This is a genomic window from Burkholderia mycopellens, assembly GCF_964265025.1.
Classification (GTDB): Bacteria; Pseudomonadota; Gammaproteobacteria; order Burkholderiales; family Burkholderiaceae; genus Burkholderia.
The window spans coordinates 3,342,139-3,365,706 of the sequence record NZ_OZ183803.1; the positions used below are offsets into that span (position 1 = coordinate 3,342,139).

Annotated in this window: 21 protein-coding genes and 1 pseudogene; 6 read left to right on the forward strand and 16 right to left on the reverse strand. The window is 56.9% G+C overall.

The window, feature by feature from the left end; genetic code table 11:
• Positions 1 to 63: 63 nt before the first annotated feature.
• The 8 genes from ACPTTC_RS33305 to ACPTTC_RS33340 form a co-directional block, all read right to left on the reverse strand.
• Entirely contained in the window at positions 64 to 1,167 is a 1,104-nt protein-coding gene (locus tag ACPTTC_RS33305) for a porin (RefSeq protein ID WP_423395760.1), read from the reverse strand.
• 32 nt (positions 1,168 to 1,199) lie between these two features.
• Positions 1,200 to 2,990, reverse strand: coding sequence for an acyl-CoA dehydrogenase (locus tag ACPTTC_RS33310; protein WP_423395579.1), 1,791 nt, complete (start codon positions 2,988 to 2,990; stop codon positions 1,200 to 1,202).
• Between the two features lie 33 nt (positions 2,991 to 3,023).
• The gene (locus ACPTTC_RS33315) at positions 3,024 to 3,962 is read right to left on the reverse strand and encodes an electron transfer flavoprotein subunit alpha/FixB family protein (protein WP_423395580.1); all 939 of its coding nucleotides are present in this window, start codon (positions 3,960 to 3,962) and stop codon (positions 3,024 to 3,026) included.
• A complete protein-coding gene (locus ACPTTC_RS33320) occupies positions 3,963 to 4,712 on the reverse strand; it encodes an electron transfer flavoprotein subunit beta/FixA family protein (RefSeq protein WP_423395581.1) in 750 nt (249 codons plus the stop codon).
• Positions 4,713 to 4,835: 123 nt separating this feature from the next.
• Positions 4,836 to 5,729: a poly(3-hydroxyalkanoate) depolymerase gene (phaZ, locus tag ACPTTC_RS33325; RefSeq protein ID WP_423395582.1), complete on the reverse strand. Its 894-nt coding sequence runs from the start codon at positions 5,727 to 5,729 to the stop codon at positions 4,836 to 4,838.
• A gap of 56 nt (positions 5,730 to 5,785) precedes the next feature.
• Complete coding sequence (locus ACPTTC_RS33330) at positions 5,786 to 7,498, reverse strand: alpha/beta fold hydrolase (RefSeq protein WP_423395583.1); 1,713 nt, start codon at positions 7,496 to 7,498, stop codon at positions 5,786 to 5,788.
• A 22-nt stretch (positions 7,499 to 7,520) separates the two neighbouring features.
• The gene (locus tag ACPTTC_RS33335) at positions 7,521 to 7,970 is read right to left on the reverse strand and encodes a MaoC family dehydratase (protein WP_423395584.1); all 450 of its coding nucleotides are present in this window, start codon (positions 7,968 to 7,970) and stop codon (positions 7,521 to 7,523) included.
• A gap of 52 nt (positions 7,971 to 8,022) precedes the next feature.
• Positions 8,023 to 9,672 carry a fatty acid--CoA ligase gene (locus ACPTTC_RS33340; protein ID WP_423395585.1) on the reverse strand — a complete coding sequence of 550 codons (1,650 nt, stop codon included), beginning with the start codon at positions 9,670 to 9,672 and terminating at the stop codon, positions 8,023 to 8,025.
• A 275-nt stretch (positions 9,673 to 9,947) separates the two neighbouring features.
• On the opposite strand from ACPTTC_RS33340, the gene ACPTTC_RS33345 reads away from it, so the two are divergent.
• On the forward strand, positions 9,948 to 12,746 hold the full coding sequence (locus tag ACPTTC_RS33345; RefSeq protein WP_423395586.1) for a LuxR C-terminal-related transcriptional regulator: 2,799 nt from the start codon (positions 9,948 to 9,950) through the stop codon (positions 12,744 to 12,746).
• A 19-nt stretch (positions 12,747 to 12,765) separates the two neighbouring features.
• On the opposite strand, the pseudogene ACPTTC_RS33350 reads toward ACPTTC_RS33345, so the two are convergent.
• Together ACPTTC_RS33350 and ACPTTC_RS33355 are read right to left on the reverse strand one after the other, a co-directional pair.
• Positions 12,766 to 13,095: pseudogene (locus tag ACPTTC_RS33350) on the reverse strand (acetyl-CoA C-acyltransferase); the annotation flags it as partial.
• Between the two features lie 156 nt (positions 13,096 to 13,251).
• Positions 13,252 to 14,223 (reverse strand): hypothetical protein, encoded by a 972-nt coding sequence (locus ACPTTC_RS33355; RefSeq protein WP_423395587.1) that lies wholly within the window; start codon positions 14,221 to 14,223, stop codon positions 13,252 to 13,254.
• Between the two features lie 107 nt (positions 14,224 to 14,330).
• Between ACPTTC_RS33355 and ACPTTC_RS33360 the strand changes: the two genes are divergently transcribed.
• From ACPTTC_RS33360 to ACPTTC_RS33375, 4 genes are all read left to right on the forward strand, one after another.
• Positions 14,331 to 15,449, forward strand: coding sequence for a hypothetical protein (locus tag ACPTTC_RS33360; protein WP_423395588.1), 1,119 nt, complete (start codon positions 14,331 to 14,333; stop codon positions 15,447 to 15,449).
• Between the two features lie 119 nt (positions 15,450 to 15,568).
• On the forward strand, positions 15,569 to 16,477 hold the full coding sequence (locus ACPTTC_RS33365; RefSeq protein WP_423395589.1) for a phosphoribosyltransferase-like protein: 909 nt from the start codon (positions 15,569 to 15,571) through the stop codon (positions 16,475 to 16,477).
• A 9-nt stretch (positions 16,478 to 16,486) separates the two neighbouring features.
• Positions 16,487 to 18,502, forward strand: a complete 2,016-nt coding sequence (locus tag ACPTTC_RS33370) for a hypothetical protein (RefSeq protein WP_423395590.1) — start codon at positions 16,487 to 16,489, stop codon at positions 18,500 to 18,502.
• An 8-nt stretch (positions 18,503 to 18,510) separates the two neighbouring features.
• On the forward strand, positions 18,511 to 19,425 hold the full coding sequence (locus ACPTTC_RS33375; protein ID WP_423395591.1) for a hypothetical protein: 915 nt from the start codon (positions 18,511 to 18,513) through the stop codon (positions 19,423 to 19,425).
• Positions 19,426 to 19,573: 148 nt separating this feature from the next.
• Here the strand turns inward: ACPTTC_RS33375 and ACPTTC_RS33380 are convergent, their stop codons facing one another.
• Positions 19,574 to 20,344 carry a TniQ family protein gene (locus ACPTTC_RS33380; protein ID WP_423395592.1) on the reverse strand — a complete coding sequence of 257 codons (771 nt, stop codon included), beginning with the start codon at positions 20,342 to 20,344 and terminating at the stop codon, positions 19,574 to 19,576.
• A gap of 31 nt (positions 20,345 to 20,375) precedes the next feature.
• Positions 20,376 to 20,612 carry an antitoxin Xre/MbcA/ParS toxin-binding domain-containing protein gene (locus tag ACPTTC_RS33385; RefSeq protein ID WP_423395593.1) on the reverse strand — a complete coding sequence of 79 codons (237 nt, stop codon included), beginning with the start codon at positions 20,610 to 20,612 and terminating at the stop codon, positions 20,376 to 20,378.
• Positions 20,613 to 20,987: 375 nt separating this feature from the next.
• Here ACPTTC_RS33385 and ACPTTC_RS33390 point away from each other — a divergent pair, with 375 nt between their 5' ends.
• Complete coding sequence (locus ACPTTC_RS33390) at positions 20,988 to 21,143, forward strand: hypothetical protein (RefSeq protein ID WP_423395594.1); 156 nt, start codon at positions 20,988 to 20,990, stop codon at positions 21,141 to 21,143.
• Between the two features lie 109 nt (positions 21,144 to 21,252).
• Here ACPTTC_RS33390 and ACPTTC_RS33395 read toward each other — a convergent pair whose 3' ends face one another.
• The 4 genes from ACPTTC_RS33395 to ACPTTC_RS33410 form a co-directional block, all read right to left on the reverse strand.
• Complete coding sequence (locus ACPTTC_RS33395; protein ID WP_423395595.1) at positions 21,253 to 21,789, reverse strand: DUF3486 family protein; 537 nt, start codon at positions 21,787 to 21,789, stop codon at positions 21,253 to 21,255.
• Positions 21,773 to 22,075, reverse strand: coding sequence for a hypothetical protein (locus ACPTTC_RS33400; protein WP_423395596.1), 303 nt, complete (start codon positions 22,073 to 22,075; stop codon positions 21,773 to 21,775). The genes ACPTTC_RS33395 and ACPTTC_RS33400 overlap by 17 nt, the downstream gene beginning before the upstream one ends.
• An 18-nt stretch (positions 22,076 to 22,093) precedes the next feature.
• Complete coding sequence (locus ACPTTC_RS33405; protein ID WP_423395597.1) at positions 22,094 to 22,627, reverse strand: hypothetical protein; 534 nt, start codon at positions 22,625 to 22,627, stop codon at positions 22,094 to 22,096.
• 232 nt (positions 22,628 to 22,859) lie between these two features.
• Positions 22,860 to 23,546: a hypothetical protein gene (locus ACPTTC_RS33410; RefSeq protein WP_423395598.1), complete on the reverse strand. Its 687-nt coding sequence runs from the start codon at positions 23,544 to 23,546 to the stop codon at positions 22,860 to 22,862.
• Between the last annotated feature and the right edge of the window lie 22 nt (positions 23,547 to 23,568).

Sequence of the window (23,568 nt, forward strand, 5' to 3'; positions counted from 1 at the left end):
ATTTGCCGCTACTTCCTGGCGCGACTCAAACTTGATGCGATGAAGTCCGTAGATCGACGACGTCTAGAACAAGTGTCGAATGCCGATCGCCGTACCGAACGTTGATCCCGACGCGCCGAGCAGCGCGCCATTCGTCGACAGCCCGACGTGCATCAATCCATGATTGTCGACGTAGCCCAACTGCCCATACAGCAACGTTGCCTTCGACAGGCTGTAGGTGATGCCCGTCGCGGCCATGATCGAATGATTATTCGTGTCGTTACCGTCGCTTGTGTACCAAACACCTGCATCCGCGCTCACGGCAGGCGTGAACTGATAGCGAGCGCCGCCACTATAGACACGGTTATCGAACGAGCCCGCGCTCTTTTCGAGCGTGTACGCCGCCTTCACGGTCAGGTCGCCGAGTCGGTAACTCGCGCCGATCGTGCGGCCGGTGAATGGCACCGTGCTCGGTATCGGCGTCGAAGCGGCAGTGCCACCCGCATTTCCGTTGTACATCGCCGCGGTGATCAGCAGCGAGCCATACGTGTAATCGAGATTCGCCGAATACTGCCGCCCTGCCTGGAAGTCGCCGGCGGTGCCGCCGAGCGCAAGCATCGCGCTACCTCTGAAACCCGCGATCGTCGGGCTGGTATACGAAATTGCATTCGAATTGAAGATGCCCGTCACGAACACGTTACCAACGTAGATCGGTACGCCGCTGCCGAAATACGACACGTTGCGCGGATCGACCTCAATCAGCGACGTGACAAACGGCGACTCCTGAACGCCGGCTTTCACGGTACCGTAGGTGTCGCTCGCGATCCCAACATACGCCTTACGGCCAAACAAGTTGCCATTCGAATCGTTGAGTTGACCGTTCGACACAAGAAACCCGCTTTCGAGGTCGAAGATCGCCTTCAAGCCACCACCGAGGTCTTCAGTGCCGCGCAGACCAAATAGTGACGGCGTCATGCCACCCGAGATCAGCGAGAACTGATGCCCGGCGTTTTGCCCATTGACTGGATTCAGCGATTTACTGGTATAGAGCAATCCCGCGTCGATGACGCCATACAACGTCACGCTACCTTGTGCGTGCGCAGACAGGCCAATGCAGCCGAGCAGCGCCCCCGAAATTAGGCTTAATTTCCGGATACTGGTTGGTGTCACGAAGCGTCTCCTTTTCATCATTCGGTTGCCTGTATCGGCAATCTCACTATTTAGAACTGCGAATCGCTCAACGTCAGAACACCGTGTGCGCCGCGAACCACTGCATGTTCGAGACCCGCGACTTGACTCAGCAGATGGTCCGCGTAGAAAAGCGCGGTACCAATTTTCGCGCGCATGAATTCCGGATCGCCTTCGCCAGCGTTGAGCTTGTGTGTAGCTACCGCTGCGGCGCGCGCCATCTGCCAACCGCCGCAGACGAGCCCGCTCAGCTTGAGGAACGGCACCGCACCCGCGTGCACCGCCTTGATATCCTTTCGCGACGTGGCAACGATCCACTCGACGCAGCGTTCGAACGAGCCGACAGCCTCGCCCAACTGGATCCGGATTGTTCCGATGTCATCGTCTTCACCGACCAGCTCGGCCACCGTACCCTTCATCAGCGCGGCGACCGCCTTCGCCGTGGCACCGCCGTCACGCATCGTCTTGCGGCCGATCAGATCGTTGGCCTGGATGCCCGTCGTCCCCTCGTAGATCGTCAGGATGCGCGCATCGCGCATATGCTGCGCGACGCCAGTTTCTTCGATGAAACCCATTCCACCATGGACCTGGATCGCCAGATTCGCCACCTCGATCGATACCTCAGTCGCCCAGCCTTTGTGAATTGGTATCATGAACTCCGCGAAGGCACGGGCACGGGCACGGGCCTCGTCGTCTGGCGACGCGTGCGCCTCGTCGAGCGTCGCCGCCACTACATAGCCGACCGCGCGCGTCGCCTCGGTCAGCGCCTTCATCATCATCAGCATGCGGCGCACGTCGGGGTGTTGAATAATCGTGACTGACGGGCCGCGCGGGTCGTCGAGGCTCTTGCTCTGAACACGCTCCTTCGCATAATTGAGCGCCTGCTGATACGCGCGCTCGGCCATGCCGATCCCTTGCAGTCCCACCGCGAATCGCGCCTCGTTCATCATCACGAACATGTATTCGAGGCCGCGATGCGGTTCACCGACCAGATAACCGATTGCGCCTTCACGCTCGCCGTAGGCCATCACCGCAGTCGGGCTGCCATGGATACCAAGCTTGTGCTCGATCGACACGCACCACACATCGTTGCGCTCGCCGAGCGATCCGTCGTCGTTGACCAGGAACTTAGGCACCACAAACAGTGAAATCCCCTTGACCCCCTCCGGGGAGTCGGGCAAGCGCGCCAACACAAGGTGCACGATGTTCTCCGCCATATCGTGCTCGCCGTGCGTGATGAAAATCTTCTGGCCGTAGATCCGGTAGTGATCACCTTCCGGTTCCGCGCGGCTGCGCACAAGGCCGAGATCGGATCCGGCCTGCGGCTCCGTCAGATTCATCGTCCCCGTCCAGTTGCCTTCGACCATGCGCTGCAAATAGCGCGCCTTCTGCGCGTCAGAACCCTTGAACAGCAGCGCCTCGATCGCGCCCCCCGTCAACAGAGGGCATAGTGAAAAGCCAAGGTTGGCGGCCATCACCATTTCTTGCACCGGGCTCGCGACCAGCTTAGGCAGACCTTGGCCGCCATACTCCTGCGGGAACGTCAATCCGTTCCAGCCGCCGGCGACATATTGTGCATAGGCTTCCTTATGGCCAGGTGGCGTCTTAACAACACCATCGCGCCATATACAGCCGACCTTGTCACCTTCAGCGTTCAACGGGGCCAAAACCTGCGACGCAAGCTTCCCTGCTTCGTCCAGGATGGCTTCCGCCGTTTCCGGGCCGGCATCCTCGAACCCAGGCAATTCAGCGATCTTCGACAGGCCGGCCAGTTCGTTGAGGACGAACATCATGTCACGCAATGGCGCGTTGTACTGAGTCATGTCTTGCTCCGATGGATCGCGATGTGGATGAGATCAGTGGCCGAGTTCCGTCACGATCGCCGGCACAAGCTCGAACAGGTCGCCGACCAGGCCGTAGTCGGCCACCTGGAAGATCGGCGCCTCCGGATCCTTGTTGACGGCGACGATGACCTTCGAATCCTTCATGCCGGCCAAGTGCTGAATCGCGCCGGAGATACCGATCGCGACGTAAAGCTGCGGCGCGACGATCTTGCCCGTCTGTCCCACCTGAAGGTCGTTGGACACGTAGCCCGCGTCCACCGCGGCGCGTGACGCGCCAAGTGCGGCGTTCAGCGCGTCGGCGAGCGGGTCGAGCACCTTGTGAAAGTTCTCGCTCGACCCAAGCCCGCGCCCGCCTGATACGACGACCGGTGCGGCCGCCAACTCCGGCCGCTCGGATTTCACCAGGACGCGCTCGATCAGCCTTGACAAGCCGAGATCGGGCCCCAGCGGGAGCAACTCGATGCCGGCAGTGCCGCCACCGAGCGCGGCCGGCTCGAATGCCGTGGTACGCACCGTGATCACGTTGATGCAGTCGTTCGAGCGCACTGTTGCCAGCGCGTTGCCGGCATAGATGGGCCGCACGAACGTGTTCGCATCTTCGATCGCGACCACGTCGGACAATTGCCCGACGCCGAGCAGGCCAGCTACCCGAGGCGCCACGTTCTTGCCGAATGTCGTGGCCGGCGCGAGAATCTGGCTATAACCATCCGCGCTGGCTGCGGCGAGCGCGGCGAAATTCTCCGCTCCTTGATCCGCGTAATGTGGCGCATCGGCGAGCCGCACGCGTGCGACGCCAGGAATGGAAGCCGCCTGCTCGGCGACCGCGCGACAGTCGTGCCCGGCCACCAGCAGATCGACTGCGCCACCAAATTGCAGTGCTGCAGTCACGACATTACGTGTTGCGTTTGCAACTGCCGTGTTGTCGTGTTCAACGAGGACGAGGACGTTCATTCAGATCACCTTTGCTTCGTTGCGGAGCTTATCGACCAACTGCACGACATCGCGCACCACTACGCCCGCGGCACGTTTGGGTGGCTCGACAACCTTGACGGTGACGTGGTGCGGCGTGATCTCGACGCCAAACTCGACCGCGAACAACGTCTCCAGCGGCTTTTTCTTCGCCTTCATGATGTTGGGTAGCGCGACGTAACGCGGCTCGTTGAGACGCAGGTCCGTACTGACGACTGCGGGCAGTGCCAGCTCAAGGGTCTCGAGGCCGCCATCGATCTCCCGCGTGACCCGCAGCGACTCTCCCAGCACCACCTTCGACGCGAACGTCGCCTGCGGCCAACCGAGCCGCGCGGCCAACATCTGGGCCACCTGGTTAGCGTCGTCGTCGATCGCCTGCTTGCCAAGAAGGAACACACGCGGCTGCTCACGTTCAGCAACCACCTGCAGCAACCGGGCGACGTCGGGCGGCTGCAGCTCGGCATCGGTCTGTATCAGGATCGCGCGATCGGCGCCGATCGCGAGCGCCGTGCGCAGCGTCTCCTGACACGCAGCGACACCGCACGACACTGCTACGACCTCGCTTGCGACACCGGCCTCCTTCAGTCGCACCGCTTCCTCAACGGCTATCTCGTCAAACGGATTCATCGACATCTTGACGTTGCTGAGGTCAACACCGCTGCCGTCACTGCGAACGCGCGGCTTGACGTTATAGTCAAGCACACGCTTGACGGCAACTAGAACCTTGGTCATTGATCTGCCTCCTTCTTTTTCGTCACGAGTTCACGAATCCGCATGAATTCATCTCGATTCCGCGAATTCAAGCGACTTACTCAGGCACGTCGAAATCATTATTTATAATTCCTACTTAAATGCTTAATCGCGTCGTGATGCGCTCTCCTCGGGAGCAGACAGCCCATCTGTCAGGAATTTCCGGACCAACGACGCGACGTCATGGACACGATTGACAATGAATAGATGTCCGTCGTCGACAATCTGTAGTCTGGCCTTTCGAATCATCAATGCAAGCAACCTGGCATTAATCAAAGGCACGATAGGATCGTCGTTACCAGCGATCACCAGCGTTGGTTGACGCAACAGCGACAACCACGGTAGGCTGCTCCAGCCCCACATCGCCATCAATTGATAAAAGTAACCGGTGCCGCGCGGCGGACGCATATGGCGGCTGTGCTGTCGCAGTCTTTCCGGGTGGTCGCGAAACGCACCCCCGTACAGGTCGGCTCCCACCTTTTCGAGAAACTTCTCGTCCGAGTAGCGACGGGGACTCACCATCTTGCTAAGCACGGACAACTTACCCGGTATCATCAGTACCCCAGGTGTTGTCGCGGCCAGAACTAAGCGCCGACAGCGCCCCGGATACTGAACCGCGAACTGCTGGGCAAGTGCACCTCCCCATGAAACGCCCATCACGTCGAACTTATCTTGATAGCCAAGTGCCGACATCATGCGATTAACCAATCGTGCCAAACTCCAAAACCGGTACGGTAGCGCCGGAGCCGGAGATCCACCAACGCCAGGTACGTCGAAGACGATCGTCTCGATGCCAGTGAGCTCGGCGGTTAATTTTTCCAACAGCTCCATGTTGGCACCGATGCCATTGAATATAAGCAAGGGCACGCCATCGGCATCGCCTTTGCGAATCCCGACCCTCAAGCGCTGACCGTTCACCTCCAAACTCTTAACCTCCATCGCGCCGATCTCTTGCATTTTGTCAATAGATTCATGAAAATCGACGCCGCCATCTTTCATTTCGAATTCCTAACTTAATTTGTTTAATCTGTCTAAAAATTACATTTGACGTTTTGCTATTTTTCTCTAACGTATTTCCCCGGTGCAGCATCGCACGCCGGGTATCTCTCATTCCCGATGATTGCCGGCGCTTCGCGCAACGGGCCTGATCGACTCGCGAGCCAATCCGCCCAATGAGTCCACCACGTGCCAGTGCTAACGCTAGCGCCGCCCAGCCATTCGTGGGCAGTGGAGGCAGATGCACTTCCCGTTTGAAATTTCGCTTTTGTATTCGTAGGCGGATTAATGATGCTTTGAATGTGGCCGCTTGAACTCACAACGAATTCATTGGCACCACCGAACGCCCGCGATGTGTTGAATACGCCTTGCCAAGGCGTGATGTGGTCCGTGCTGCCAGCGATCAGATACTTGTCACAAGTCACTTTTGATAAATCAATCGGCGTACCAAGCACGGTAAGCGCTGATGGCGTGGTCAGCAGATCATTCACATAGATATCAAGCAACTGCCCATGAAATGCGGTCGGCAACCGTGTTGTGTCGTTGTTCCAATATAGGATGTCGAACACCGGCGGCTCATTGCCCAGCAGATAGTTGTTCACCCAATAGTTCCAAACAAGGTCGTTGGGCCGCATCCACGCGAACACGCGCCCCATCTCCCTGCCCTCGAGGACCCCCGTCGCCGCGGACCTCTTCTTGGCGAGCGCGATCGTATCGGGACTCATGAAACGCCCTAACTGTGATTCGGCACGGCTGTCGAGTACCGCCACCATCAGCGTCGCGGCGTTCACCAGCGGTTCGCCCTTCGCCGCGAGATAGCCCAGCATTGCCGAGATTGTCATCGCACCCGAACATGCACCGTGCACGTTGACGTCGTCCGAACCGGTGATATCCCTCATCGCGGCAATCGCCTCTATCAGCGCCTCTACGTATGTATCGAAATTCCAGCTTCGCTGTGCCGGTGTAGGGTTCCGCCAACTGACCATGAATACTTGAAAGCCTCTACTCACGAGAAACTCGGCAATGCTCCGACCCGGCGCCAAGTCGAACACGTAGTACTTGTTGATCTGCGGCGGGACGAACAGTTGCGGGCGCTCGTGCACTGACTCCGTAGATGCCTTGTACTGAATGAGCTCCAGGACTTCGTTGCGAAATACAACCGCACCGGGTGTCATCGCAAGATTCCCACCGACCTTGAATGCGCTTGTGTCAACCTGCGCAGGCATTCCGCCGTTGGCGGCAATATCCTGCAACATATTTTGTAACCCCGATATCACGCTGGTGCCACCGGTGTCGATCAAGCGCTTGAGCGCCTTGGGGTTGCCGAGCAGCGTGTTGGTGGGTGCCGTGGCACTTGTCAGGATCGAAATGGCAAAGCGCGCACGCTCCAGGGAGTCGTCAGCAAGCCCCGACTGCTCGACGAGTTGCTCCAGCGTCCGGGACCACGCGAGGTGCCCCTGCATGATGGCCCGATATACGGGATTTGAAGTCCACGCAGATTCCTGGAATCGTTTGTCCGACGCGTCGGGCACGACGTTTGAAGTACCGGTCAGAATGCCGATCAGATCACGAACGAGCGCCGCCTCTTGCTCCAGCAACACTGCAGGTTTCGCGATCGCTGCCGCCGCGAACTCGCTCGCACCCGTCAAAACATCCTGACCGCGCAGACCGACGAACGGATTCGGTCCCAGCATACGCTCCGCAGAGCCAACACCGAGTTCATCGCGAGTCCCTGTTGGCTGAGGGGGCGTGTCGTCCTTGCGAGTTGCCATTCCACACTCCTCCTGTTCCGAATTACTCAATCACCATCGTCAAAGCTTGCGCAATTAGGGCAGGTTTAGTTTCACCTTCGATCTCGAACGTGTTCTCAGTGACGAGCAACGTTCTGCCGTTGCCTTTACTGGCGACTGACAGCAACGTGATGCGATTTCGGACTCGAGCCCCCGACCGCACGGGCATCAAAAAGCGAACCTTGTCGAGACCGTAGTTGAGCGCAGTTTTCACGCACACTGGCTTGATGAAAACTTCGAACGAGGTCGGCGCAATCAGTGACAGCAACAGGTAACCATGCGCGATAGTGCTGCCTAACGGACTTTCGCTCGCCGCACGATCCTGATCGACGTGAATCCACTGATCGTCTCCCGTACAGTGGGCGAACTCGTTGATGCGCACCTGACCAATATCCTGCCAGACCGATACGCCAAGTTCCTTGCCAACAAACTGCCCAATACCGTCGAGGCTCATTCTTGTGTCTTCCATTCCGTCACCACCGTGAATTGATTCCACTCAATGCTTCTTACGGCCGCATGCTCGCGTACCGGCTCCGCAGTGCCTTTTTGTCGAGTTTTCCGACACTGGTCTTTTCTATCGACTCGACAAATAGAATCGATTGAGGAATTGCATATTTCGATATCTGTCCACGCCCGACAAACTCGCTCAAGTGAGCTTGAAGCGCGCTCTTGTCCGCGGTCTCTCCTGATTTCAGCACGACGATCGCAAGCGGACGCTCACCCCATTTCTCGTCCTTGATTCCGATCACCGCTACTTCGCTGACTGCCGGATGACGCGAAATCAGGCTCTCGACTTCGAGTGACGATACCCATTCACCGCCGGTCTTGATCACGTCTTTAATACGGTCCGTTACCTGCAAATACCCGTCGCTATCGACGAGTCCTATGTCGTTCGTATGGAGGTACCCGCCCTCCCAGAGGGTATCGGACGCTTCCGGGTTGTCGAGATAACCCTGCGTTAGCCACGGCGCCCGTGCGACAATCTCACCTGGCGTCTTGCCGTCGCGCGCGACGTCGTGCAACTGATCGTCGACAATACGCAGGTCGACCAGCGGAATCGGCAGACCCGCCGTCGTCCTGACGCTCAGCGCCTGCGACGCTTCGTCGAGCATCGTCGTCTTGACCTGCGCGAGCGTCAGTATCGGGCAGGTCTCCGACATGCCATATCCAGCGAAAATGTCGATGCCGCGATCCAGCGCAAGCTGGGCGAGTCCCGTCGGCAACGCCGAGCCGCCGATGATCACCTTCCAGCGACTCAGGTCGACATCCTTGCCAGCCGGATGCGTCAGCAACATCTGCATGATGGTTGGAACGCAATGCGAGAAGCTGACTTTCTCGCGCTGAATGAGATCCAGCAATGTCTCGGGGAGGTAGCGTCCGGGGTACACCTGTTTGAGCCCGAGTACGGTCGCAACGTACGGCATTCCCCACGCATGCACGTGGAACATCGGCGTAATCGGCATGTACACATCGTCTCGATCGATGCGCCCCTGCTTCGGCGAGCTCGCAAGCGCAGCCATCACGGCAAGCGTGTGAAGGACGATTTGGCGATGCGAAAAATAAACGCCTTTCGGTGCACCCGTCGTGCCGGTCGTATAGAACGTCGTCGCCCGGGTGTTCTCGTCGAAATCAACAAAATTAAACTCTGGTGAAGCATCCGCCAGTTGCGCTTCGTACTCTCCAACAAGATACGGCGGCACGTCGACGGAACCACCGTCGTCGATCAACACGAACCGGTCGATATGGAGCAAATCACATCGAATCGCATCGAGCACGGGCACGAACTCAGCATTGATAAGTAGTACGGATGCACCGGAATGATTCAGTGTGTACGCGATCTGCTCGGGAGACAGCCTTACGTTGACCGTCATCAGAGTAGCGCCCATCATCGGGATGCCAAAATAGCATTCCAGATAGCGATGACTGTCCCAGTCCATCACGGCGACTGTATCGCCAGCTTGGACGCCTAGATCTTGCAGACAACTTGCCAGTTGCCCAATCCGATGACGCAGCGCCCAATAGTCATAACGCACCTTCCCCCGATAAACGATCTCCTGCTCCGGGCTAACCGCGAGCGGCGTATGTAACAACTGCTTGATCAGTAGAGGGTACGCATAGGCCGATGACGGCTGCTCAATCAGCGAAGCGGTAGACACGATCGACTCCTCAACGTGTGGTGGACGGGTGCCAGTTCCGGCGAGTCACAACGTCCCGTTCCGCGACATCGTAAGACGCGACTGCCGCGCCGTACTGACGCGGGCATGATGGAAGGCTACGAGCAGACGGCGTAGGTTTGTGCCCCCTGCAGGGGAGGTGCGACACAAGATGGTGGGGGGGGAGGGGGGGAAAATACCCCCTCCCGTGGGAAAACCCTCATCGCCCGACCTGCCGCTCCGACTATCATGAATCGGAAAATCCAGGGCTTATCGCAATGAACTTGCCGATCGATTCCGACGCTCAACTCTGGGATCTGCAGTTGATCCAAACCAAGATGGCGCCGCCGCGCCCGCCGAAGTGCCGCGTCACACGACGGGCGCTGCTGAGAAAGCTCGCGGCGACGACCGAGCATACGGTCACCTTGGTCATCGCTCCGGCGGGATTCGGAAAAACGACGATGCTGTCCGAGTGGTGCGAGACGCTGCGCGCGCGACATCAACTTGTCGCGTGGCTTAGCCTGGACAACGACGACGACAATTCCGACCAGTTCGGCGCTTATCTGGTCGCGTCACTCACCCGGGGAGCCAGCGGCGTGGGGCAACAAGCCGAAAAGTTGCTGCTCAAGGACCCGATGACTCCCGGAAGAGCCGTCATCTCCATCCTGCTTAACGAAATCGCCAGCTGCGGCAAACAGGTCTTTCTCATCCTGGATGACTTCGACCAGATCACGTCCATCCCGGTATGCGCAGCGGTGTTTCGCCTGCTGCGTTACGCACCCGAAAACTTCCACGTCCTGCTCGGTGTGCGTGGCGAGCCCAAACTGGCGCTAGCGCAGTTCCAGTCCCAGGGGCAGCTCCTTCGGATCGACGAATCAGATCTGCGTTTCTCGGTGGACGACGCACAAGCATTCTTCGCCCGCGCCACGCCTACCCCCCTCGACCGCCCCGCTGTCGAATTGCTCAACGACGCGACAGAAGGATGGATCGCAGGCTTGCAACTCGCGTCCCTGTCACTGCAGGAAACGACGGACGCCGCTCAAGTTGCGCGCGACCTCGCCAGCAACCGGACAGGCATCGATTCCTATCTCGAGGATGCGGTTCTGGCGCGCCTTCCGTCTGCGGTCTATCAATTTCTACTTCGGACGTCGATTCTCGATCGACTAAATCCCAGGCTATGCGACGCCATCATGGGAGCCGGTGCACGCAGCTGGGAAAAGCTCGATTGGCTGGAACGCCACAATTACTTTATCCGTTCGCTCGACGACGAACGCCAGTGGTTCAGGTATCACGCGCTGCTGTCCGAAACACTAAGACGGCGTGCCGCTCGGCAACTGGCCGACGAAATACCGAGACTTCACCGTCGAGCCAGCGAATGGTTTGCTGCCGAACGCTATTGGCCAGAGGCCGTGCGCCATGCGCTGGCGGCCGATGAAGCGCAGCAGGCTGCGACATGGGTTGAGAACTGCGCGATGACGCTGATGGATCGTAGCGACGTGAGTGCGTTGCTGGGTTTGATTGGCAAGCTCCCAAACCAGCTGGTTGAGTCGAGATTGCGGTTGCGGCTTGCCAAGGCATGGGCGCTAACGATGCTAATGCGCAAGCCGGAAGCTGATGACACACTCCGGTCGATGAAATCAGACCTCGCGCAGCATGATGCCGATACTGATCGAATTGGAACCGGCAACGACCCCGCGCTGGCACTCGAGATGATTGCTGTTGATGCGGCCATCTCCGGCTTCGGCGATGACAGTTACCGGTCGCTCAAACTAGGACGCGATGTTGCGGCCTCTGCGTTGCCGGTCTCAGCGTGGGTCAGGCGAATCGGCGAGACCGCACATATCTTCGGTCTTGCCTACGACGGACGCTATGCCGATATCGAAGCGATCAGACTCCGAACGACTCTCGATCAAGAGTCGACCTACGGCAACGTGTACCGCGAATGCATGTTCGGATTGAGTATGTTGGTGAGCGGCGACCTGACAGCTGCAGCCTTGCGATTCGACTCGGCACTCAGCTATGCGGAAACACATATCGATGTCCACTCCGCTGCAGCGGCTGTCCCTGCAGGATATCTCGCGGCAGTGTGTTACGAACAAAACGATTTAGCCCGTGCTCTGCAATTGATCAACGACCGGTCGGCCATCACCGCGGAAGTCTGCCCTCTCGGCTCTTTTTCGAATTCCTGCCGTACAGCGTCCCGGCTGCACGCACGAAACGGAGATATCGCGTCAGCATTGCTCTACCTGAAACAAGGAACAGAAATCGCGGAGTCCCGTCACTGGCTACGCCTGCGCGCGGCTTGCGACGCCGACATCGTCTGGTTATGTCTGCAGCAGGGCTGGATAGACCGCGCAATAAAAACTGCGGATACGTTAGCAGCACTCATGCCCGAACAGATTCCAATGCCAATGGGCAGTTTCCTTGAGACGTGGACAAGCTGGTGCGAAGTGAAGGCACGGCTCGAGATCGCAACAGGTCATGCGGGTCAAGCAGCGGAACGGCTTGGTGCCTTGAAGGCCACTCTGGCCCAGTCCGGAATGAAGTATCTCGAAGCGCGGGCTTCGCTCTTGCGTGCGCTGGCGTTGCACAGTGAGGGCGTACATATTGAAGCGTTCGCGGCATTGGAAGACGCGCTGCGCTATGCGCAATCGAACGGTATGGTCAGCAGCTTTGTCGACGAGGGTCAGCCGTCGCTGGAGCTACTGACGGAGTGGACTCGCGAAACGGTCGACCGTGCTGGTGTCGAACAGGTCTTCCTTGATCGGTTGATCGCTGCGTTCGAACGGCGTCGGGCGCCGGTAACCGACGTTGATCCACAGAGCGCCCGAAATCTTCTCAGTTCACGCGAGATCGAGATACTCAACCATATCGCCCATGGCCTATCCAATAAGGAAATCGGACGGGCATTGCGTGTTGCACCCGAGACCATCAAGTGGCATTTGAAGAACATCTTCGAGAAGCTCAAAGTCGGCTCTAGATTCGAGGCAGTCCAAAGTGGGTTGGGTGTTACCTCAGTCGACCGTAGTGATGTAAAAGAGTCGAACGCATCTCCGAATCAACGCCGGACCACATAGAAACTAAAACTACAATTTATTCCACGCCTTCGGCCACTATGCGGCCCGGCGCAAGGGCAATGGACGGCAGACTCGAGGCGCAGTAGCGCGTGATGGTCGTGCCCGCGATCGACAGTGGCAGTTCGGCGCGCAGCACGGCCTGGCGGCCCAGGTTGCGGCCCTGGAAGCCAACAGGGTTTCCGCAACCCAAGATCAGGTCCTCGATCATCTCGGGATCGAGGACCGAGCGCTGCACTGCCGCCTTGACGGAGAAAGCGGCCAGTTGGGCGGCGGGCGTGGCGTTGAATTCGCCGCGGTGCGACTTGGTCAGCGGCGTGCGGACGGTGGAAACGATAACTGCTTCGCGCATGCTCGGGATAGCCGCCTAACCGAGATGCCGAACGTCGCCGGCCCGCAGGCGTCAATCGTTGTCGTAAAGGATCTCGCGAGGAACACCGCCCAGGGCTTCGAACAGCGCACAGGTCACGCCTTCACGCGCCCGCAGTCTGTGCTCGCGCGAAACTTCTCAGACCGCCTTCAAGTAGAGAAGGATCTGATCATGTGCTTCTGTCACGATGCCTTGTGGTATCGCGTCAGAGTCGACCTGAACGCGTCTCTCTCGCACGCCCCCATGTACACATGCCCACCGTAATGTTTGCTCACTACCGCTGCATAAAAGGTCGAGATAGGCCGAGCGCAATGTACGCGGCGTGACGTTAAGGTCTTCATGAGTGCACCGACTCTTCTCCCACTCGTGAAAGATCGACCAGATACCCCAGGCAGAGATTGCATCTTCTGAGTCGAGATGGCTGATTAGGGGCGCACTTGCAAGAGGCGCCTTGCCAATAGCGCGTCGGCGAAGTTGGCTGTAGCGCTTCCATTGCCGAACAACGTGCTCCGGCAACTCCACTCGATGGTCGTCGACGCTTCCCCCATCGATCACGCCGGCACGGGATAAATCACGAACCTTCAATTCCGCCAATCTCGCAGGCCTCAACGCTCCCCAGAAGACTAGGTTGAGCGTGAAGTGCGCTCGGCACTCTCGAATGTCTTCAGCTTCGACCTCGCCGAGTAAGATGTTGGCCAAGACCGAATCGATAGCGCATCGGGGATTTGTGCGCGCACGTTGGTCGCGACGCTGCGCAGTTGCCGATGAGGTCTCGGGCAAGCGCGGCAACCAGTCGATGATTTTTTCATCCAGTGCCCACATGAAGAAATCACGCGAAATGCGTCGGGCTTGCTGAATACTGCCATAGCTGAGGCCCTTGCGGCGCTTCGTATCGATATGCGACCGGTGACCATTGAGGCTCCTCAGATAGTCCCACCACGCCTCTCGAGTTACGGCGCACACATGCCTGATACCCGCGTGAGCAAAGTGTTCCGCAAGGCGGTTCACCTCTCCCTTATAGGCCGTGCGCGTAACGTCGGCGAGCGCTGATTTTGAGTGCAACCAGCCCAGTGCCGCTTCACTAAACGTATGAGAGTTTCGCTTGCGCATGCCAAAAATTATACATATAATTTTTTGGCATGCGATATCGAAATCCGTCTGATAAGCGAAGCATTTTGGGCCAAGTGTTTACTCCTCCGGCCCTCGCGGAGCGTTTGATGCGCGTTCTCGGTGTCGACGGTGGGCAGTGGTTGGAGCTCGGCGTGGGTGGCGGCCAGCTCATGGAGGCCTGCTTCGAGCTCGCGAGTCCGGAGCGATTCATTGGTGTCGAGATCGATCGCGACCTGATCCTCAGGCATGCCAGACGCGCGGATAGGACACTGCATTGCGTCGACGTGCTTGATCCATCCCGCCTCGATCATTTGCTGACCGAGCACCAGTTCGAATATTCGGTGGGCAACCCCCCGTTTGGGGAGGCGCGACTGCCCCCTCATGCTATCGAGCGCCTACACGATCTATGCCCTGGTTTACCGGGCGGGCAATGGTCCCGCATGGACTTATATTTTGTGCTCGAGTCGCTGTCTCGACTGAAGCGACCCGGTGCCGCAGCCTTCATCGTCGGTGCCCCCCTCATTGACGCCCCGGCGTTGCAGGCGTTTCGGCGTGCGCTGATTAACCAAGCGAGCGAGGTCGAGTGTTTCGAGTTGCCCGTCAACACGTTTCCCAATGCCGAGGTGCGCTCCTACCTGCTTGTCGCGAAATTTAGTCTCAGAAAGCTCGGCTGTAATGTTCACGTGGGGCGCCTTGAAGGCACCGACTTCGTGATGACCAAGCGCATTAAGGTGACCGGCGAACAAGGAGTGGCTCGTCTGGACCTGGCTTTTTACGAGTTCACGGATGTGCATCTCGCCTTGAAGGCCAGGAGCGGGAAGACGTTGGAGGAAATGGGGGGCGTGGTCGTACGTGGAAGCCGGAGCAGGAACGAATTTGTGGCCCTGGGTATTCCTAGCTTCCACACCACGGACTTCCCCGGCGGCCGCAATGAAATCGCATTCCGCGGTGCTTGCGACGACCAATTCCAGCTTGCCGAAGCGGGCAACATTCTCGTGCCGCGCGTCGGATCTCGCTGCCTCGATCGCCAAGTCATGGTGTCCAAAGGGCGCCGCCCCTACACCGAGGCGGTGTATCGCATCGCAGTGCCGGCGAAGTACCGAAGCAAGGTATTTGATTGGATGCGCAGTCCTGAGGGGGTTAGCTGGCGGGTAATGGCGGCCCGAGGTGCATGCGCCAAGCATTTAACCGTATCCACCCTTCTGCAAATGCCAGTCCCCAATTAGATATGGAAATTTCACCGAGGCCCGCGTAATGCGGGTCTTTTACATTCAATCTATTGTCAAGTCGTGTTATTTTTCTGATAAAATTCAGTTACACACGCGCTATCACGAACGGGTGAAGCATGGCATTCTTCGTTCCAGAAAGTTATGAAAACTTCTACGATGAAACGATACAACGATTCAAGCTGCTCCTGCAGAAACAGGTTCTAACGGGGATCGACTTCGGGAACTTGGATCAGTGGCTATCGAATTTTCAAAATAAAGAAGAGAAGTATCTCGCCGCTCATCTATTGAATTCGCTGATTTATCGGTCAGGGCATATGCTGTGCAGCTCCTTCCAGCATTTGATGCACTCAGAGCTGCCCGTATTTTTGCATCGAAACGGATTCCAGACGCCACAAGGACTGGTTGCATTTCACAGGCAACTACAAGAGGCTGAGCAAGACTGCGCGATTCGCTTCGTCGCGGTAGACGGCGAATTCGAGCAAGCGCCCGGCAAAAGCGGGAGCGTCATCATCCGAAAGTTTGCGCAGCATCTCAACATCAGCAAAAAGATTCTCTGTCGGCCCGGGAACGTGGCTGCGCTTCCCGAGCACGTTAAATTTTTGATTTTCGTCGATGATATGTTGGGCACGGGGACCCAGTTCGGTAAGTTCGCCAAGTTCTACAAGCTTGACGAGTTGCGTGCCCGTTTTGCGATGGCGTACAGCCCACAGCTGTCGCACGCCCAGGGCATTGCACATGTTGCCAAGCACTATCCATGGCTGAACTTGCTACCGATCGAACGGATGGGGCCAGAGCATCAGTTCTTTCGTGCCAAGGGGCTCGATGGACTGTGGCACGGCGATGCGGCCAATAAGGTGGAGGATGTAAAGGATTTTTGCGACGCTCTGTCCCAACGCAATGAGATTCCCAAGCGGACCAGACACTCGCTTGATCTTGCCGTGCTGTTTGAACACGCCGCGCCGAATAATACGCTGCCCCTGTATTGGGCCAAGTCAAATCACTGGCATCCACTAATAGCCCGTTGAAGGTATCTTATGTCCGCACTTGCTGATGCGTTCCTGGAAAATCGTGCCGAACAGCTACCGCTTGATGTCACTGACACGTTCATCGTGCCTCCATTTTTCGGAAGAATCAGCATTTTTGGAGACAAGAAGTCCGTGCGGATATTGGGTGGGCGCGGGTGTGGCAAGACAATGTTCATTCGCTACTTTTGTCATGCCACGACATTCAGCCCTTCTCGAAAAGGGATCGCCGATAGCACGCTGGACGCGGTTGGCCTGATATTTAGGCCGGATACTGGATTTTGCTCACTCATGACTGCCGCCTGGCTCGGAGGTGAGCAGCAGGCAAAGCTGGCGTTTTCTCATTATGTGACACTCCAACTCCTCTGGGAGTTGTGCGCTGCGTCGGAAAGCATCGCACAGGCAGATTTTTCCCATGGACGGTTGAGTTTCTCTGATTTGGCATTGACAGATGCAATAAAAAACTATTTCGGCGGTCGTGTTGAAAAAATCAATGACTTGAAAAGGTATGTTGAAGCCGAAATGGTTGGCGTCGAGATGTGGGTGCAAAACCCTCGCCATGCACAAATGCCGATGCTGTTGTCATTCAATCAAGTGATGTCGCGCATTGCTGAAGCGATCGCGCAGTCTGCCGATCGACTTAAGAATTTTTCACTGCGCATATTTGTCGACGAATTTGAGAATTTGACGGAGTTGCAGCGCGGGGTCATCTGTGACGCAATCAAGCATCCGTCAATTCGTACAATCGTAAACATCGCGCACAAACGCGATGCCGTGACGGATTTCAAGACGAGCAGTGAAGAGAGAATTTCCCTGATCCATGATCTTCGGGAAATTGATCTCGAACAAGAACTCGCAGAGCCGAATAAGGACTTCGAACTCTTGGCGGCTGAGCTTGTGCTGTTGCGGCTGCATCGACAAGGACTGAATTTCGATTGCGAAAAGTTCGACGTCGACAAACTGAACGATCCGAAGTACCTAGCCGATCGCCTAACCAAGACCTATCGGGATCAGGTGGTTGGCACCGTGCGCACCATTCTTCCTGACCTGACTGCGCCGGACATTGCGGGAATCGTCATGAAAGATGAACCGCTCTTCCGACGCTTGAAGGAGATGATTGAGAAAGGGTTGGCCTTCTCTGGATTGGAAGGGGAATATAAGGCCGAATCGCTTATCGATAAAAGCAAACCCGAGGCGAGCGTCGTACTTGGCGCCTTGCTGAATCGCAAGAGGAAGGAGCCAAGGGCAGTCATCGATCTATACAAGCAGGCGAAAAAGAGCGACGATGACCCCTTCTATAAAAGCGGCGGATGGATCGACAACAACCTATACGGTTGCTTGTTCCACTTACACGCCGGCTTGCCGCAGCGTCCGAATATTCTCTACGCCGGCTTCGATCGCTTCTGTCGGCTGGCCACACCTAATCTGCGCTTCTTTCAGGAACTGTGTCACGTTACCCTGCTGTTGGCCTACGAGCGCCGAGACGCCGCCGAAGTGGAATCCGTGGGCAAATCGGCGATCGTAGTCGACCCGGAAATTCAGGCGCGAGCGGCAAGGCAAGTCTCTGACGCACTGCTACAAAGCATCGCTCAAGTCGGATCGTACGGCGAGAAGCTTTTGGACATTGCCCGTCGACTCGGTCAGCTATTCGAGGCATTCAATCGGCGTCGAAGCCAGAGCGAAACGGAGATCAACCACTTCTCTATCGACGAGGCGGACCAAGTTCACCTGTCTGCAACCTCCGTTCAGATTCTCAGGGAGGCAAAAATTTGGTCGGTACTATATGAAGAGAAAGAGACAAAAAGTAAGACCAATTACGACGTCTCTCAGGCCGACTGGATATTGAACCAAATCTACTGCCCTCACTTCAATATCAGCTATCGGAAGAAGAAGAAGGCGATGCTGACTGCCGCGCAGGTGAACATCATCCTTACGGGCTCGTATGAGCAGTTCGAGATGGTATTGAAGTCGCTCGTCGATCCGGACGACGTGGATCCTAAGGTGGGCTCCACGGCTCAGCTCTTTTAGGAAGCAGCATGCGATTCCTCAAACAGGAAGTGATCGTTGCGAGCGACCTCAAGCAAGGCGACGAGTTTGACATTGCTTTTCATGGCAACGATCAACTGGATGACCGGAGCCAGGCGTCGGTCAAAATCAGCACGGGCGCTGCGAGACGCTCACTCCGGGTCAGCTACGATTCACAGACGTTCTGTCTGACCATCGCTGACAAGTGCTATCGGAGTGACGAACTGGAAAGCATTCCGCTGGACTACGCCGCCCGAACCATTGTCATCGATGCGACGACAATGGAATTTCCTGAAATGGCATTGTTGCTGTATGCCTACCGGCACTTTTCGCCTAACCGGAAGCCAGCTTGCTCATTCATCTACGCCGAGCCCGCCGAGTACGTCAAAAAGGTTCAGGAAGTCAACGAGGCGGTTGCGTACCAGTTGACGGAGACCTTTGGCGAGCGTCGGCCGATTCCGCAATTTGCGGCGGCGTTGTCGGCCAACCACAAGGCGCACCTCGTTGCGTTCCTCGGATTCGAGGGAACGCGGGTACTGCGCGTGCTTCAAGATGACGATGGGAATTTCTACAAGACCGTGACCGTCGTGTTCGGCGTGCCACCGTTCCAGAGCACTTGGGATCTACATTCGCTCATGGCGAATACGAGCCTACTCACACACTCCAGTCCTCGTGTGAGCTTCAGCGGTGCAAATGATCCACTGGGTGCATATCAACTACTCGCGAAAGTGCAATCCGGGCTCCAGGGATCGGGGTGTAGTCGGTTAGCCGTCGCTCCCTTCGGCACGAAGCCTACCGCGATCGGCGCAGCGCTCTACTGCGTAGAAAACCACATCATGCGCGTCATCTATGACTACCCTGTACGGAAGCACGGGCGGACGAAAGGCGTACACTGTGTTCATCGTTACAGTATCGAATGGCAGTGAGCAGGCGAAGCATCAAGCCTTTGGATCTTCGGGACTAAGTGAGGGAGACGTCGATGCAACTCGTCTCGGTCATCCTTGGCAATCTCGTCACGGTGTTCGATTCTCGGATACCGATCGACAGCCCCCGTGAGTTCAGCCTCCACGCGAATCAGTTAAAGCCTAATGATTTCCGTAGCTGATGCAACGGAACTCCCCGCCGGTCGACCGAGTCGTTACCCCTTTTTGTTAGAACGGTATGTTGCCGGGCCATTCGCTTCTCTACTGCCGTCAGTCGTTCGGAAAGTTCGGATCCGGTCGTTGGCGGCATGCGCCAGCACTGGTCCAGATAGCACGCGCTCTCAGTTTCCTCTAGTGCAGATGCCGCGGGTTCAATGTGAGAAAAATCGAAACCACATCGGCATCGCGTCATGTTTGGCCGCGTCATCATGATCGGCTTCTCGCACTGCGGACAGACATCAAGCAATTGAACAGCATGCACGGGGCATGCTGTCATCCATGTAAGCCGATGTGCGGCAAGCAGGATTCCGCCATCGAGCAGGCACAGCGGACAAATCCGCTCGCGCTCTCGAACAAGCAAGTGCCGGGCCTCAATCACGTGATGCCCCACCGCGTAACTGAAGGCGGCCCCTCGTGCTCGCCCACCGACTTCGACCGGGCACATTGATCTTATGGTCGATTGCCCGATCCGGCAAACACGAGACAATTCCGCAATCTCGGCGGAAACCAGTGGACCGAACGCAACGCAACCGGCGTCACGCAGCAACGCACCAACGCTTCTCAGGCCGTTGGCATCCACCAGGCGCATGAGCACCGACGACAACGACTCGTCGGGATAAGGTTCGACGCGCAGCGCAAGCGGTAGTCGTAATATCGCATTCGCCGGCCTTGCGGAATACGGCACCCAACTTTGATTTTCCATATCGAACTCCAGATCGACGCAGCGCTTATCGCTAGCGGTAGGCGCCTGTCTGCATGCTCAGCAGCGTCCGGGCCACCAGTTCCTCTCCGTCGGCGGTATCCAGATATGTGGCCGGCTTCTTCCACCCGAGTGACGGAACCTCTTCATGTAACCAGGTACACAACCACCGTTTCGCGTCGAACCCCTCCGGGTCGCCCGACTCGCCGACCATTTTCTGCACAAGATTCACGAGCCTGTTCCAAACCGGTTCAGGCACGTGTTCGACCATGCATTCGGATCGCCATGTGCCGCAACGACACGTTTTCATGATGTTCACCTCACCCAGATTCGAAGTCCCACGTCGGAACCCGTGGAGATCCGATTCGAATCGGATCTCCACGGTTCATTGAAAACACCGCGTCACACGGTCTGCACCACTTGGCCGCCTATTGCGTCGACCAACGCACGATGGAGGAACGCAAACGGTGGCTCCGGCAACTCCGTGAACAAACGCATAGAGATGTGCTCAACGCTTCGGGCCGAGCTCAGGAGCGACCCCGACCGAGGTCGGTATTGCCGTTCCGCGTTGACCAGATCCTCGAATCCCCGCGGCCAGTCCGACATGATCCGTCCGATTTTCTGCATGCGAGTCGCAAGTTCGTGAATGGCCTTCGAGCGCAGCCCCTTATCTGTAGATCCGCTTGTTGCACCACTAGACGGGCAAAAATTAATCCGGATTTTGGCGGAAATTAAAACGGATTCCGGCAGTGAAATGGCAAAAATTAAAGCGGATTTTGGCATGCTGCGGCGCAGCATTTGAGGGGTAGATAAGGTGGAGGTGAGGTCAAAAAAAGCGCCTCGACCGCACAGAAGTAGAGAGAACAAGTAAGCGAAACCTACCGCGTGAAACTCGATTGCAGGGGACGCAATCAAGCCGGAATGCCTAGAATCTTGCTCGTGATCTCCGCCACGAACTCATCGGTTAGCCCAAGGCCCTTTCCGACCGTCTGTGCCTGCTTTGCCGCCTCTACGAACGCTTGTCGGCGCGCTTCCGCCTGCCAGCGCTTCTGCATGACAGATGCCTTCCCCAGCTCGGCGACGGCCCGCGCAAACTTCGCCAGGTCGATCGATTCCGGGTTAACGTCCATTTCAACCGCCACGCTGAAAAGCTTCTCTTGCGTGAGACGCACAAGAGCATCGTTGACCGCACCATCATCATCTGGTGAGGCCGTCACGACGGCGCGCGCCTGCTCAGTGATTACGTGAAGCGATTTCAACCGTTCGGCGAACGTTTTGCCATAACGCTTTAGTCCCGACGCGCTAACTTTAATCCCATAGGATTCAAGTTGCTTGTTCAGCGCGATAAGGCTGTCGTTATAATCGGCGAAATTTGAATCGACTAGATATTTATCGAGCCATTCTTTAACGGGCTTCGGAAGAGTTTCTATTTTAGAGCGCGGCGGCATATTGATCCCAATCGGTTACGTGACTGACTCCGGGAAACATTTCTCGACCGTTCGCCACCTCGGAACCACGCAGGGTTAGCAAAACAAAATCATCCATTAAGCAAACGAGCCGCCGACTCTGTAACCATGCTATATCCTCATCAACCAAAAAGGTTGAATTTGCCATACCGTCTTCGCTCATGAAGGCATGAAGAAGCGCCTTGTTGCTTCCATATGGCTCAGACATTGCGAGGACACACAGAATCAACGCGCGTCGCTTCGGAAGTTCAGCATCGAAGTAGCTCATCGCTCAAGCCCTTTTAAATCACGTCTTTTTGGCATTTGCTTTCGCCTGCATGTACTTGGTTGGCTCAAGCCCCATCGCCTTGCAGATCTTCCGCTCATCTTCCGAGATACCACCAGACGGATACGAGGATGCTTTCGAGCTTGCCGCAGCGACTCCGCACTGCGCCTTCATCTGGATGAACTTAGCCGGCTCAAGCCCCATCACCTTGCAGACTTTCAGCTCATCTTTCGAGATGCCACCAGACGGATACGACGATGTTTTCGAACTCGCCGCAGCGACTCCGCGCCGCGCCTTCATCTCAAGGAACTTGGTCGGCTCAAGCCCCATCGCTTTGCAAATTTTCCGCTCGTCCTCCGAAATGCTGTTAGACGGCGAATGAATACCCATGTTAGCCGAAGAAGACGTTGCAACCAAAGCGCCATTTTTGAAGCGCTCCGGAAATACCGTCGACAAAGCCGCAATACCCTCGCGCTCGATACGATTGTTCCAATTGCGCTCAAGGTCACGGATTCCGATTCCGGCACAAGCGATTGCGAGACGTTCGTTGCTCATTTTTACGCTCCTTCCAAAAGAGAGGAAACCCAATTCCACCTGTCTACGGCGAAGGAGACCCGACATAGAACTTGATGGGCGGGGGCGATGGCTCCCGAATGCCCTGGTTGCCATCCGTTCGAGCATACGACTATGGCAACCTTCTCGCCGTGCACTCGACGCACCGACGACGATAATCGGTACGATTTGACGGAGGCGTTGCTGAAGACGCCTCCGTCATGACTAGTATTGCTTACTCGTCCCAGCCGAATGAACGTAGTTGCACGAGCAGCTCGGCGGCAATGCCTTGCGCAAGTGCCAGTTCGGCAAAAAGATCCTTCAACTTAGCACGGCGCTCGGCTCGCGTACTTTCATCGCGATATTCGTCGGGAATAGATGGGGCGACAATCTTGTCGGCCTTGGCGGCAAGAGCTGCTTTCATCACGTCGCCAAAATAAAAAAACATTGCATCGACGTTCATGCGCTCACCCATCGTATAGCCGGCGAGGGGAATACGCTCCGAGATACCGTAGAGCGGATCACCGGAGCGCTGCGGGAACAATGCTTCGCCGCCATGCGCAAGTAGGCATTCAAATTGTGTGAAGCTTGTAGGAGCGCCTTTGTCTAGCACGGTGCCCGGTCTGTGGCCCACATAGTACAGCCGATCAACCACCGTATTCAGGAACGGCACGAATGCATCGGAGCGCGCGTCGATGTAGTCTTGGAGGAATCCGATCATATCCGACGTAGGAATTGATGCTCGATGCAGACGAGCAATTTCCGTTTCGATACGAACGATATCGTTTTTTGCCTCGCGATACCTCGGCAGCAGTTCACCACATGCTTTGCGCGAAAGCTCGGCCGCATGCGCAAGCGCGACTTGGGCTTCGCCTAGAACATCTTCAGATTGATTTTTCGTTGTCGGTTTTGCGTTGCTCATAGCGACTCCAAGGTTGATTATT